At 39.1% G+C, this 12,755-nt stretch carries 14 protein-coding genes and 1 pseudogene; 8 read left to right on the forward strand and 7 right to left on the reverse strand.

Features of this window, described 5'->3' with window-relative positions; genetic code table 11:
* Positions 1-67 precede the first annotated feature (67 nt).
* Positions 68-520 (reverse strand): porin, encoded by a 453-nt coding sequence (locus N0824_RS04920; RefSeq protein WP_108935940.1) that lies wholly within the window; start codon positions 518-520, stop codon positions 68-70.
* 53 nt (positions 521-573) lie between these two features.
* Here N0824_RS04920 and pyrE point away from each other — a divergent pair, with 53 nt between their 5' ends.
* The 5 genes from pyrE to nuoK (N0824_RS04945) all read left to right on the forward strand — a co-directional run bounded on the left by pyrE (position 574) and on the right by nuoK (N0824_RS04945) (position 4,442).
* Complete coding sequence (pyrE, locus tag N0824_RS04925) at positions 574-1,263, forward strand: orotate phosphoribosyltransferase (RefSeq protein ID WP_108935941.1); 690 nt, start codon at positions 574-576, stop codon at positions 1,261-1,263.
* A gap of 378 nt (positions 1,264-1,641) precedes the next feature.
* Entirely contained in the window at positions 1,642-2,760 is a 1,119-nt protein-coding gene (gene nuoH, locus N0824_RS04930; RefSeq protein ID WP_002734266.1) for an NADH-quinone oxidoreductase subunit NuoH, read from the forward strand.
* A 42-nt stretch (positions 2,761-2,802) separates the two neighbouring features.
* On the forward strand, positions 2,803-3,375 hold the full coding sequence (gene ndhI, locus N0824_RS04935) for an NAD(P)H-quinone oxidoreductase subunit I (RefSeq protein ID WP_002733194.1): 573 nt from the start codon (positions 2,803-2,805) through the stop codon (positions 3,373-3,375).
* Between the two features lie 139 nt (positions 3,376-3,514).
* Entirely contained in the window at positions 3,515-4,111 is a 597-nt protein-coding gene (locus N0824_RS04940; RefSeq protein WP_002734810.1) for an NADH-quinone oxidoreductase subunit J, read from the forward strand.
* A gap of 25 nt (positions 4,112-4,136) precedes the next feature.
* The gene (nuoK, locus tag N0824_RS04945; RefSeq protein WP_197533180.1) at positions 4,137-4,442 is read left to right on the forward strand and encodes an NADH-quinone oxidoreductase subunit NuoK; all 306 of its coding nucleotides are present in this window, start codon (positions 4,137-4,139) and stop codon (positions 4,440-4,442) included.
* 67 nt (positions 4,443-4,509) lie between these two features.
* Here the strand turns inward: nuoK (N0824_RS04945) and N0824_RS04950 are convergent.
* Positions 4,510-4,827 (reverse strand): annotated as a pseudogene (locus N0824_RS04950) (hypothetical protein); the annotation flags it as partial.
* 16 nt (positions 4,828-4,843) lie between these two features.
* Between N0824_RS04950 and N0824_RS04955 the strand changes: the two are divergent.
* Entirely contained in the window at positions 4,844-5,047 is a 204-nt protein-coding gene (locus tag N0824_RS04955; protein WP_002775038.1) for a Txe/YoeB family addiction module toxin, read from the forward strand.
* A 7-nt stretch (positions 5,048-5,054) separates the two neighbouring features.
* Here the strand turns inward: N0824_RS04955 and N0824_RS04960 are convergent, their stop codons facing one another.
* From N0824_RS04960 to N0824_RS04970, 3 genes are all read right to left on the reverse strand, one after another.
* Positions 5,055-6,131: a hypothetical protein gene (locus tag N0824_RS04960; RefSeq protein ID WP_108935943.1), complete on the reverse strand. Its 1,077-nt coding sequence runs from the start codon at positions 6,129-6,131 to the stop codon at positions 5,055-5,057.
* Between the two features lie 60 nt (positions 6,132-6,191).
* Complete coding sequence (locus N0824_RS04965) at positions 6,192-7,754, reverse strand: hypothetical protein (RefSeq protein ID WP_108935944.1); 1,563 nt, start codon at positions 7,752-7,754, stop codon at positions 6,192-6,194.
* 242 nt (positions 7,755-7,996) lie between these two features.
* Positions 7,997-8,182, reverse strand: coding sequence for a hypothetical protein (locus N0824_RS04970; RefSeq protein ID WP_108935945.1), 186 nt, complete (start codon positions 8,180-8,182; stop codon positions 7,997-7,999).
* Between the two features lie 215 nt (positions 8,183-8,397).
* Between N0824_RS04970 and N0824_RS04975 the strand changes: the two genes are divergently transcribed.
* Positions 8,398-9,756 (forward strand): AAA family ATPase, encoded by a 1,359-nt coding sequence (locus N0824_RS04975; RefSeq protein ID WP_108935946.1) that lies wholly within the window; start codon positions 8,398-8,400, stop codon positions 9,754-9,756.
* 70 nt (positions 9,757-9,826) lie between these two features.
* The gene (gene nuoK / locus N0824_RS04980) at positions 9,827-10,132 is read left to right on the forward strand and encodes an NADH-quinone oxidoreductase subunit NuoK (protein ID WP_199224883.1); all 306 of its coding nucleotides are present in this window, start codon (positions 9,827-9,829) and stop codon (positions 10,130-10,132) included.
* Positions 10,133-10,199: 67 nt separating this feature from the next.
* Here nuoK (N0824_RS04980) and lptC read toward each other — a convergent pair whose 3' ends face one another.
* Positions 10,200-11,348, reverse strand: a complete 1,149-nt coding sequence (lptC, locus tag N0824_RS04985) for an LPS export ABC transporter periplasmic protein LptC (protein ID WP_108935948.1) — start codon at positions 11,346-11,348, stop codon at positions 10,200-10,202.
* 76 nt (positions 11,349-11,424) lie between these two features.
* A complete protein-coding gene (locus N0824_RS04990; RefSeq protein ID WP_108935949.1) occupies positions 11,425-12,615 on the reverse strand; it encodes an HhoA/HhoB/HtrA family serine endopeptidase in 1,191 nt (396 codons plus the stop codon).
* Positions 12,616-12,755 lie beyond the last annotated feature (140 nt).

The following is a 12,755-nucleotide window of genomic DNA, read 5'->3' on the forward strand; positions in this document are numbered from 1 at the left end:
TCGGGAACCTTCAAAGAAGATTCTCGACCGATTACATTGTTAGCCAATTCAAGTCTGAATTGGTGGATTAAAATCCGCCAGGACTTAAATAACTGGGATTTTCCTGTAGGGAAGTATCGAAGGGATTGGGTAAATCTTGGGTGCGAATTAAAGGCCCAGACTGTTGCTGTTGCATGACATCATAGTATAAAGTTTCGATCAATTTGGCATCCCGGGTAATCATATTATCAAAATAGGAACCTTGCATAAAAGTACGCCAACCCTCCCGAGAGTTGAACTGTCCTGAAATGCTGGTGTAGTCGTAGAAACGACCCGTATTGTTATTAACAGCGCGGTTAAACAAACCGGGGATATTATTAAATCCTACCGCCGTATCGGGAGAGGGGACAAGTTGCAATTGTTGGATTTTTACCGGTGGGGGATTGGTGGCGGGTGGAGTTTCGGCGATCGCATTAGGCGAACTCAACCAGACTAAACCGGTTAAACAAAACAGGGAAGGGAGTAAAAATTGAGCGCGCATGGGTGAAAACCTCCTCACAGGGGCAAGGTTAATTAAAAAATTGCTTCAATGGGATGAGAAAGAAATCAATACTAGCGATCGAGGCAATATATAATGACTTTTGGCTTAATTGTAACCGAAATTTTGGAGTCAGTCAGACTCCCAATCCTGAAAATATGGCTAATTCCTCGGTAGCGAATCTCGATACTGCTTCCCTGCGTCAATTTCTCCTCAATGCTCTTGTCCGTCTTGCCTATCGAGAGGGAGATTTCACCCTGTCTTCAGGACAAAAAAGCAGCTACTATATCAACGGCAAACAAGTTACTCTCACTGCTGAGGGAGCTTTAGCCGTGGGGCGTTTATTGCTGTCTCTACTGCCTCCAGATACCCAAGCGGTGGCAGGATTAACCCTAGGGGCGGATCCGATTGTCAGCGCGGTTAGCGTGGTATCTGCCTACGAAAATCGCCCGATTCCAGCTTTAATCGTCCGCAAAGAGGCAAAAGGTCACGGAACCATGGCTTATATCGAGGGGCCGACTTTAGATGCCGGTGCCGCAGTGGTTGTCCTCGAAGACGTGGTGACAACGGGTAAAAGTGCCATGGTAGCGGTGGAAAGATTACGCGATGCGGGTTATCAAGTAGATTTAATCATTGCTTTGGTGGATAGAGAGCAAGGAGGGGCGGAATTTTACCAATCTCAGGGAATAAAGTTTCAAGCTTTGTTTTCGATTCGGGATCTACAGGCGGCTTATCAGACTAAATAGCGGGGAGTGGCGAGAAACGCTCGATAACCGGGTTTTAAAAGTCGGTAAAACTTATCGGACAAAAGACCAGAGAGCGGCTTTAACTGCCTAAAAAATAAGTTATCTAGATTTTTTTCCTGTGAATAATTGATAACTAGCTGAGGTTGTCGGCGCTAAGAAACAGATGAGAACATTGATAAATTCAGAGTCTAACTATTGACTAATACCTATTCTCGGACGGGGAATCAAGATTGCTTGACTCTCTTGGCTGCTAATGAGTTGAAGCCTTTGTCACTTTACTGATAACCCTCAGACCGACTAACTGTATACTAGGCTATAAGATTTGCTTAAAAATCTTCAAACCATGCCGAACTATCGACAGTACAGCGATCGCCAAATATGAATCAAGGCATAGATTTACAAGAAAGTTTCATTAAATCCCTAACAGACTTGGGATTAAGTGGAGGACTGGCTAAAGCGATTTGGATGCCTTTACCCATGTTCCTGATGATTATAGCCGCCACAGTGGGGGTTTTAGTCTGCGTCTGGTTAGAAAGGAAAATTTCCGCCGCCGTCCAACAGCGTATCGGGCCGGAATACGCAGGACCCTTGGGCGTTTTACAACCGGTCGCCGACGGTCTGAAATTAGTCTTTAAAGAAGATGTCGTCCCCGCTAAGGCCGACCCTTGGTTATTCCTCTTCGGGCCAATTTTGGTGGTGATGCCAGTGTTTGTCTCCTATCTCATCGTCCCCTTCGGTCAAAATCTGCTGATTACTGACCTAAACGTGGGGATCTTTTTATGGATTTCCTTGTCCAGTATTGCCCCCATTGGTTTATTAATGGCGGGTTATGCCTCGAATAATAAGTATTCCTTGCTGGGAGGCCTGCGGGCGGCGGCGCAATCGATTAGTTATGAAATTCCCTTGGCTTTATCGGTATTAGCGATCGCGATGATGTCTAATAGTCTCAGTACCATTGATATCGTCGAACAACAATCCGGTTATGGCATTTTAGGCTGGAATATCTGGCGCCAACCGGTGGGTTTTCTGATTTTCTGGATTGCCGCTTTAGCTGAGTGTGAACGTCTGCCTTTCGATTTACCGGAAGCGGAGGAGGAATTAGTCGCCGGTTATCAAACCGAATACGCGGGGATGAAATTCGCTCTCTTTTATGTGGGTTCCTACGTTAACCTCGTGCTGTCGGCCCTAGTTTTCGCCGTCCTCTATCTTGGTGGTTGGGAATTTCCTATCCCCGTCAATGCTTTGGCCGGCTGGTTGGGAGTGAGTGAAACCAATCCCTGGCTACAAATTATCACCGCTTCCCTAGGGATTACGATGACAGTATTAAAGGCCTATTTCCTCATCTTCATCGCTATTCTCTTGCGTTGGACCGTACCCCGGGTTCGCATTGACCAATTACTCGATTTAGGCTGGAAATTTCTCCTACCGGTATCTTTAGTTAACCTACTACTTACCGCCGCCCTAAAACTAGCTTTTCCCTTTGCTTTTGGCGGTTAATTTCCTTTTTTGCCCTGTTAACCTACTATCCCTCTGACCATCATGTTTAACATCCTCAAACAAGTCAGCGATTACGCCAAAGGTAGCATTCAAGCGGCGAAATACATCGGCGAAGGTTTATCCGTTACCTTCGACCATATGCGTCGTCGTCCGATTACCGTCCAGTATCCCTACGAAAAGTTAATTCCCTCGGAACGTTATCGGGGTAGAATTCACTTTGAGTTCGATAAATGTATCGCTTGTGAAGTTTGTGTGCGAGTTTGTCCGATTAATTTACCAGTAGTGGATTGGACTTTTAACAAGGAAATTAAAAAGAAAGAACTCAAACACTACAGTATCGATTTTGGGGTCTGTATTTTCTGCGGCAATTGTGTGGAATACTGTCCGACTAATTGCCTATCGATGACCGAAGAATACGAACTAGCGACCTATGATCGTCATGAATTAAACTATGATAACGTCGCCCTAGGCCGTTTACCCTACAAAGTAACCCAAGACCCGATGGTAACACCTCTGAGGGAATTAGGTTATCTACCTAAAGGTGTCATCGAACCCCACGATTTACCCGCCGGTAGTCAACGCGCCGGTAAACGTCCGGAAGAAATTACCGATTAATTAGCAGTTAGGAAACAGGAGACAGCTTTTTCTCTCCAATCCCCCCCGCAACGCGCACGCAGTGACCACTCCCTCACCTAATCCCTGACTGATAACTAATAATTAATAACTCTCAAACATAAAAGGAGATGAAACTACTGTGAATTTAGCCGAGGGCGTTCAAATAGTATCTTTTGGCATTTTAGCAGCCCTAGTAATCGGGACAGCTTTAGGCGTGGTACTATTATCTAATATCGTTTATTCCGCCTTTTTATTGGGTGGTGTTTTTATCAGCATTTCGGGTTTATATCTCTTACTAAATGCTGATTTTGTAGCGGCGGCACAAATTCTAATTTATGTGGGCGCGATTAACGTTTTAATTCTCTTTGCTATTATGCTTGTTAATAAGCAAGAGGACTTTTCTGATATTCCTAAACGTTGGATTCGTCAGGCATCTACTGCCTTAGTTTGTGTGGGTTTATTTGTGCTGTTATCGACCATGGTTTTAATCACACCTTGGTCAATTTCTAGCACTTCTCCAGCCGTAGTAACTAATACTTTAGTAGAAATCGGTAAGCATTTCTTTAGTGATTTCTTACTACCTTTTGAATTAGCTTCCGTGCTATTATTAATGGCCATGGTCGGAGCAATTATTTTAGCTCGTCGTGACCTTATCCCCACCCTGAAAGCTGAAGAACCTACGGCCACAGCTTTAACATTACCCGAACGACCTAGAGAATTAACCGCCCCTAAATAAGACCAAAGAAAGAGGTATCATGCAGATTCAGTTAGAGTATTATTTGTTATTAGCGGCGGCTTTATTTTGTATCGGAATTTATGGTTTAGTCACCAGTCGCAATGCCGTCCGGGTTTTAATGTCGATCGAATTGATGCTCAATTCCGTTAACATTAACTTAATGGGTTTTTCCAACTATCTTGACCCCGCTAATATCCGAGGCCAAATTTTTACTATTTTCGTGATTACCGTAGCGGCAGCCGAAGCAGCCGTGGGTTTAGCGATTATCCTGACTATCTATCGTAACCGCGACACCATCGATATGGAACAGTTTAACCTGCTCAAATGGTAAGCTTTTAAATATTTACCCCCCCTCTCTCCCTTTTCTGGGGAGAGTTTTTTTTGGCCAATTTTCCCTGTTAACGGGGATAAATCTCGGTGACAACTCGATCGGGGGAGCTACTGGTAACAACAATGTTATTATCTTCTAAAGTGCCGATCGCTTTATCGCCGGTGAGATTAAATTTTGGTTCCTGTTGTTCATAGATAATATTCCCCTCGGCCTCGACAATTTTTTCCGACATTTTCCAAGTTAAAATCTGACTATACAATTGCGCCCCAGTTTTCTGATTAATTCCCTTAACCCCATCCTTGAGATAAGCGATGCGATTGCCTAATTCCACCACCACACGATTACCGGTAATAGTGATTTGATCTTGATATTGAAAAATTTCCGTAAGGAGAGAGATAATTATGGCTAAAGTCATATTAAAAGATAAAGTTTTAATGTTATTAAAACAGCTTGAAAAAGATATTTTTCAACCACCATTTGAGAAACTGGTAGGTGACTTAAAAGGAAAATATTCAAGACACCTTAATATTCAACATAGATTAGTTTATCGTCTTGATAAGACAGCTAAAATTTTTAAAATATTAAAGGCTTATGAACATTATTAACTGATGATCAATCACTTTTTATAATTTTTCTATATTCTCGTGAACTAATTAATTCAGGTTCTATTTCACATCTTCTGATAAAATCTTGTATTTTACTAACTGAATCCTCTAATTCTATAATCTGTTGAGGTAAATCTGAAGAATTAGAACCCCCGAATCTTAATTGATTTTCACAGGCAAGTATTTTAATTTGTTTTTGTGTCTTAATAGCTCGTAGAGTTTTTAACTTTCGTTTTAATTCAATTAATTCTGGGCTTAAAATTCTATAGTTTCTAGTATCAATTAATTGATCGTAATCTGCAAAAAGTGATATATATTCAACCCCGCCTCCTTGTTGTTTTAACTTATCTTGAAAATCCGTAAAATCTTTGATCAGTTGTTCAATAGTAAAAACTGTATTGCCCACTGAAACTCCTCTCCTGAAACAGGAAATTGTTGTTTTAGTATTTTTAAAGTATTCCTTAGTTTCGCCTTCCCAATTAAATCCAACTCCTCCTCCTATACCCGCAAATATTGATTGCAAAAAACTTATTATTGCAAAGGCGTTTTGTTCTTGTTTACTTTTCTCAGCGTATTCAATCTCTATGAGTGCTGTGTATTCAGAGCCTGTTCTAAAACCAACAATAAATTCATCGCCGTATATTCTTCTAAATTCATGAAGATTGTGTCTTTTATCATGTAAAAATTCGATTGCTTCTTGAGAAAGTTTAGGCTTCTTAATACGATAACTTCCTCCTGTAAATTGATAATCTAAAAAAAGATAAATACTATTTTGATTAATATTTGATTTTTTAAAGTATTGTGCTTTTGCTTCTCCTTGTAATAAACAAGGGCAATGTCCCACTAAAATAGGTGTTATTCCAGATACTGAAATAGAAGTATTCAACATATTACCTAATGCCTGTTCAGTTTCTATTTGTTGAAAAACAAATGTATCTTTTGGCAAAAAATTTTTATCTATTAATTCATCTCTATTTATATTGTCTAAGTCTATAGCACTGTTGGGAAGTAATATCTCCTTAAAAGAGTCAAATCCACTACCTAAACGTTCTCCTTGATTTCGATACTCTCTTTCTATAGTCATAAAATTCTAATTTGATTTTCTGTAAAAGTTTTTTTAGTTAAACCTTAAAAGTATAAAAAATTAACCCGTGAAAATTTGTCTAATAGCAAATATTAGTTTTTTAAATTGTTTTCCAATCCATCCCATAAACCTTCCAAAACCCTCTCCTTTGTCTTCAGGAAGTCTAATTATGTGGTGATAATCGTCTGCGTCCAACATACTGTTTTTTTCGGGTCCTAATTGTTTAGAATATTCACTGTGATACCATTCGTCTAATTTTTTATATTCTTTAATAGTTAATTTTTTATCTTCTGGTGAATTTCCTTCTGGTATAGTTGTCAACCATTTCAAATTACGCATAGTAACAATTATCTTTCTGTAACCTACTTTATAGGATTGATTGTATTGAGCTAGAGTCATTAGTTTAGTATAGTTAAGCAAATTAAATTCATTATTTTCCTCCCAAGTAAATTCAATAGATTCCCATATATTATGTAAAAATTCATGTCGCTCTCCTTTGATTCTAATAGTGTAAGGAGTATAATAAAACACTTGTAAAGCCCTAACTCGAAGAAGGATAAATCCTTTAAAAATTCCATTTATAAGACTACCAATAGAAGCAATAAAAATATATAAAGTATGTCCTATTTCTTTAACCAAATTAGGTAAGAAATTTTTCAGTAATTCCTTGATCAGGCGGGATAGATTTTTTAATTTCGCTTTTATATTTCCATCTGTGGCTTTTCTATCCAGTGAAACGCCGAATATTAAAGAAATAATGTCAATAAAACTTGCGATACATAGTGCAACAATAGCTTCAGGGTTTCTATTAAAAACCTTTTCAACGGGAATTAAAAAATAGCCAAATTCAGAATATTCCAAATCTTGTTTTAATTTTTTTAATATTTCATCATTTAATTTTGTTGTTGAATAATTTTCACTAACCTTTTTTCCTGTTACGCTTTCATAAACTTGTTTTCTGATTTCATCGGTTAGAAGTGATAAAGGTTCTATTGCCTTATTTTTATCAACATTTTCTATTTTCTTATCATCTTGATCATCTGGTAATGATTTTTTAATCTTTTCAATTTGAGCCAGATCTGTATTCTCTTCGTTTATTTTCTCTATTTCTCTAGTTTGTTTTTTGTATTCGGGGTCTTCTCCTCTAGGTAGTTTCGGAGCATTTGGGTTATTAGGAGGTGTAACTTCTTCCCTTTTACGTTTGTCTCGATCATTTATTAAATTGTTCCTCTTTTTTAATATACTTGTTTTCTCTTGATAAATCTTAGAACTGTTAACAGCTTTGGTTACTGAATTATACAATTTTATTTCTTCAGAGTTCTTTCTTATATCTACAAGAGAGCTATAAATGATAAAAAAGCTAGTGTAAATACTAGCAACCGTTAGAAGAATAAGTAAACTTCTCCTGTAAAAAGACGATTGAATTTCTTGTCTTCCAAAAAAAAACAGGAATAAAAGTAACCCTTGTATAATTGTTCCTAGCAGCAAAGATGCGCGAATCGTTATCGGCCACTCTACTAAATTTAATTCTGGTAATATTATTTCTGCTCCTGCCACACTTGTTGACCAACTGAGGGCTTGAAGTGCTAAGATAATAATTATAGTTATTCTTTTTCCTAGCATTTCGGGATCATCTCACCTTTGCAATAAACAATTGTACTTAAATGCGAAATGCTTAGATAGCAAGCCTTTTCGGGAGTTCATAGATTTTTAACGGTTCTCTAAATTGTGTGATTCAAACCAGAATCGTTACTACAAAAGCCTTCTTCCCATTCTGAGCATTTATACTCATTACATAATTGGGATGCTCCCAGCATTTCTCTCGTTCTTCTTAATGCTTTTCTCCTTCAAGTGAAGACATTTATTTAACCCCCCGAATACTTAATACCTACTTGGCTCAAAATTTGAGCTACTTTAGTAGCGTTATAACTAGGGACTTCTATCACATCACCTGAAACTGAAGCATTTGAACCTAACTCACTTATCACTTTTGCCTTAGCCTCCGATTTTTGCGAGTCTAAAGCATATTTATCGAGAACAAATTTAGGCATATCAACCCTTTTAATCAATTATTTAAATCCCAAAATCTTAACCTTGTAGTTGTTTTTGGTATTCTTCTGTCAGCTTAACAAAGGTTTTTTTGAACCGCCACTAGATTTGACCTGATGCTTTGTAAAGAAATGTTAAGACAATGCCAGAAATGACTTGATCTTGTTTTACAATGACTGAACTATAATATAGGTAACAATTTATTCACTTTCACACCATGAAGGATAGTTTACACTTGTTGCGTTTTATCGAAGATTTATTGATAGAGGAAGATGGGCAAAGTCTTAGCGATATTCAGCGGCACATTATTGAAGAGTTATTAAACGGCAAAACCTATAAAGAAATTGCAGATAGTTATGGTTATGATGAGAAACATATTGGCGATGTGAGTAGAAATAAAATATTTAAGGTTTTATCTAAGCAATTAGGATTAGAAGAAAAAGAGCTTAATAAGTCTAATTTTCGTTGGACTATCGAAAAAGCAGTTAATTCTCAACTTTTTTTTACGTTACACAAAAATATTAATTATTGTGTAAAGTCTCCTCAACCTGACACCACTAAACCAATTGAAAATAAAGAAAAATCTCCATCAGAAACATCATATCATGATTTAAGTTTAGCTCCAAAGATAAATCGTAATTTCTGCGATCGCATTTCAGAATTAGAAATCTTAACACAGAGAATATTAATTGAGAAAAGGCCTTTAATTTCCGTATCAGGATTGAGTGGAATTGGAAAAACTACCTTAGTTAGACATTTTGTAGAATTAAATTTAGAAAAATTTGAAGTAATTATTTGGCAAAATCTAAAAATATTCAATTGTTTAGACACAATTATTACTGATATTTTCACTAAAATTAATACGGATTTTATCTTAAATGATCACGATAAATTGACTCTGTTTTTAAAGTTATTGCAACGGAAAAAGTGTTTAATTATTTTTGACAATGTACAGGAATTATTTAGCGAGGGTGAATTAGCAGGGCAATATCAAACTAAACATAAAAAGTATCAGGAATTCTTTTCAATAATTACTAACGAAATTGAACATCAAAGTAGTTTAATTTTAATTAGTCAAGAGCGATGTTCAGAAATGTATTATTCAGATGAAAAATTAGATTTACTTGAATTACAAGGTTTAAATAATCGGGCAATCCTCAATAATTTAGGTTCTGAAGATGAAGAAAGCTGGTTAAAAGTAGTTCAGTTATACGAAAGAAATTTATTTTATTTTAAAGATATTGCTGTTTTAATTCAAGATGTTTATCATGGTTGTGTCGGTGAGTTTTTACAAGAGGAAAATATTGTTATTACAGCAAAAATAAAGGAAAGTTTGACTACAATAATTAAGAGATTATCGCCCATTGAAAAACAAATTATTCAATCCTTAATCAACCTAAAAAAAGATTGTTCAAGAAATGAATTAAAATTAAGTTTAGATTTATCAGCGGATGACTTGATTAAAGGGTTACAATCTTTACAAAAAAGATATTTGTTAACTAAAATTGAAGAATCAGAAATCTTATTTAATTTATCTCCTGTGTTTAAAAAATATATCAAAGATACAGGTATCTAAATAAGTGGCGGTTATCATAATTTTTTACCTCATGAACTTTGCACTGTACGGTGTTAGAGGTATCATGCAGATTCAGTTAGAGTATTATTTGTTATTAGCGGCGGCTTTATTTTGTATCGGAATTTACGGTTTAGTCACCAGTCGCAATGCTGTCAGGGTTTTAATGTCGATCGAATTGATGCTCAATTCTGTTAACATTAACTTAATGGGTTTTTCCAACTATCTTGACCCCGCTAATATCCGAGGCCAAATTTTTACTATTTTCGTGATTACCGTAGCGGCAGACGAGGCAGCCGTGGGTTTAGCGATTATCCTGACTATCTATCGTAACCGCGACACGATCGATATGGAACAGTTTAACCTGCTCAAATGGTAAGCTTTTAAATATTTACCCCCCCCTCTCCCTTTTTTGGGGAGAGTTTTTTTTGGCCAATTTTTCCCTGTTAACGGGGATAAATCTCGGTGACAACTCGATCGGGGGAGCTACTGGTAACAACAATGTTATTATCTTCTAAAGTGCCGATCGCTTTATCGCCGGTGAGATTAAATTTTGGTTCCTGTTGTTCATAGATAATATTCCCCTCGGCCTCGACAATTTTTTCCGACATTTTCCAAGTTAAGATCTGACTATACAATTGCGCCCCAGTTTTCTGATTAATCCCCTTAACCCCATCCTTGAGATAAGCGATGCGATTGCCTAATTCCACCACCACACGATTACCAGTAATAGTGATTTGATCTTGATATTGAAAAATTTCCGTGGGGCGATCGGACGTTAGGGTACGATTTTGATAGTTCCAAATTGCCTGAGAACCAGAAATCTGTAAAGGTGGTTCTAAAGAGCGATATTCGAGGTTTTCTTGCAGGATAACCTGATTATTTTTTCTTTCCCAACGACCGCCGATAGCAGTCAGGCGATCGATAATAGTTTTATCAATATAGCGATCAAAAGCGACTTTTTGATCGGTACTAATGACCTGTTGCGGAATTTCCCAGTACAGGCGCTCGGTTTGCAGGACGACACGAGATTCCTTGGCGGTGGCCACCACTTGACCTTGTAATTCTAGTTTTTCTTGGCGCGTGTCGTAGCGTCCTTGGCGCGCCTTAGCTTCTAGTTGTAGATGACTACCTTTGATCCCTTTGGAGGAGATTAAAATACCCTCCTTAGGTAGCCAACGCAATTCCGGCGCGTTAATAATGGCCTTATTGCGGGGATCTACAGCCACAATATTATCTTTGAGGAGAATTTCCTGGCCTTCCTTGTAAACTTCACCGCGGTCAGCACTAACCTGTAAAACTACTTTCCCCTCTTGATAGATATTACCCTTGATATTTTCCAGACGGGCGATTTTTTGGTCTTGGGTGTAGGTAGCTTTTTTGACCTGAATTTTCCAGAGGGGTTGTCCGGAGGGGTTAGCCTGTTCTAAGGTGGCATTATTGAGAATTAAGCGGCCAGTTTCCTCAATTTTAGGCGATTCTGTCGGCGAAATTTTCGGCGGATCGGGAGGTTGACAGGCTGTTAATCCCAGCAAACCGATGAGGAGGGCAGCCCCGCGCCCAATTGATAGTTTTAATTGTAACCGCTGCCTCAATTTTGATCGCTCCGCTGCTATTTTCTCTCCTCCCAGTGTAGGGTAAGGGGTCGCCCCTTGACCGGTTGAAAGTAGTTCACTCGCTAGTTTTGCTAGGAAAAACCCCCGGTTGAACGGTGAGAGTTTGTTGTTTACCCCTGCGGTTAATCTCGATTTCCAGATTACCACCGATCGCACTGGTTTCCACACCTTGCTGCACATCCGAAGCGGTTTTAACGGGGTTTCCTGCCACAGTTTCGATGATATCACCCGGTTGCATCCCGGCTTTTTGGGCGGGGGAATTTTCCACCACTCGCAGGACGATTACCCCTTCATTTTGGTCAATATTAAAGTTTAATTCTTTAGTTTCGTTCAATTGCTGCCGTAATTCTGGGGTTAGCGTCACCATCTGGATACCGATGTAGGGATGTTCCGCTTTACCCTTGCTAGATAGCTGTCCCGCCACTTTTTGGGCGGTTTCGATGGGAATAGCAAACCCTAAACCCTGGGCATCGGCCCGAATTGCCGTATTAATGCCGATAACTTCCCCCTTGGCGTTCAGCAACGGGCCGCCAGAATTGCCGGGGTTAATAGCGGCATCGGTTTGGATAAAACGAACCCGTTTATCGGGAACCCCCACTTCGCTGCTAGTCCGGCCCAAGGCACTAATAATGCCCACTGTCACCGTATTATCTAAGCCTAGGGGATTGCCAATTGCGATCGCCCACTCTCCGGGGGTTAAAGTTTCGGCCTTGCCAAAAGTCACCGTCGGTAAATTTTCCGCCTCGATTTTCACCAGGGCCACATCGGTCATATTGTCAACCCCCAGGACTTTACCCTGATAGATTTGACCGTTTTTCAAAGTCACTTTTACTTGGGTTGTCCCTTCCACCACATGGGCATTAGTCAAAAGTAGTCCATCTGTACTAATGATAAACCCAGAACCGGTTCCCCGTTCCAAATGCTCCTTGGGAATCGGCACTTCATTACCAAAAAAGCGCCGAAAAAAGGGCTGTTTAAATTCTTCGGGAATTTGGTCGGCCACTTCCCGGGCCGAGTCAATCCGCACCACCGCCGGCCCGACTTTCTGCACGGCCTGGGCGATAAAATTAACATTACCGTCGGTTTGGGGAATAACAGGGAGAGAGAGGGAAGCGGGGAGGATTGCCGGCGGTTTATTTACCTCTAGGGGCGCTTTTCTGATTAAATACTGATTTCCTAGCACACCCACAGTACCACCTAGGGCGATTAATCCCAGTGAAATCCCCAATCTTGTCAATAAACCCATAAGCTCTAGCCCTAAAATGTCGTGTGCGGTAGAATCGGCCCCAAACTTACCTATATTATAGGCTGTCTTTTTTGTCAGTAGAAAAGAATCAATGGGAACTTACCCCGTTTACGGGTCTTCTTTTAGGGGTAAAATCACGA

The sequence above is a fragment of the Microcystis sp. 0824 genome, from assembly GCF_003112475.1.
Taxonomy (GTDB): domain Bacteria; phylum Cyanobacteriota; class Cyanobacteriia; order Cyanobacteriales; family Microcystaceae; genus Microcystis; species Microcystis aeruginosa_C.

Coding starts and splice junctions, on each gene's coding strand:
- N0824_RS04920 (WP_108935940.1), bottom strand. CDS start 520: ATGCGCGCTCAATTTTTACTCCCTTCCCTGTTTTGTTTAACCGGTTTA.
- pyrE (WP_108935941.1), top strand. CDS start 574: ATGAGAAAGAAATCAATACTAGCGATCGAGGCAATATATAATGACTTT.
- nuoH (WP_002734266.1), top strand. CDS start 1,642: ATGAATCAAGGCATAGATTTACAAGAAAGTTTCATTAAATCCCTAACA.
- ndhI (WP_002733194.1), top strand. CDS start 2,803: ATGTTTAACATCCTCAAACAAGTCAGCGATTACGCCAAAGGTAGCATT.
- N0824_RS04955 (WP_002775038.1), top strand. CDS start 4,844: ATGGCTAAAGTCATATTAAAAGATAAAGTTTTAATGTTATTAAAACAG.
- N0824_RS04960 (WP_108935943.1), bottom strand. CDS start 6,131: ATGACTATAGAAAGAGAGTATCGAAATCAAGGAGAACGTTTAGGTAGT.
- N0824_RS04965 (WP_108935944.1), bottom strand. CDS start 7,754: ATGCTAGGAAAAAGAATAACTATAATTATTATCTTAGCACTTCAAGCC.
- N0824_RS04970 (WP_108935945.1), bottom strand. CDS start 8,182: ATGCCTAAATTTGTTCTCGATAAATATGCTTTAGACTCGCAAAAATCG.
- N0824_RS04975 (WP_108935946.1), top strand. CDS start 8,398: ATGAAGGATAGTTTACACTTGTTGCGTTTTATCGAAGATTTATTGATA.
- N0824_RS04990 (WP_108935949.1), bottom strand. CDS start 12,615: ATGGGTTTATTGACAAGATTGGGGATTTCACTGGGATTAATCGCCCTA.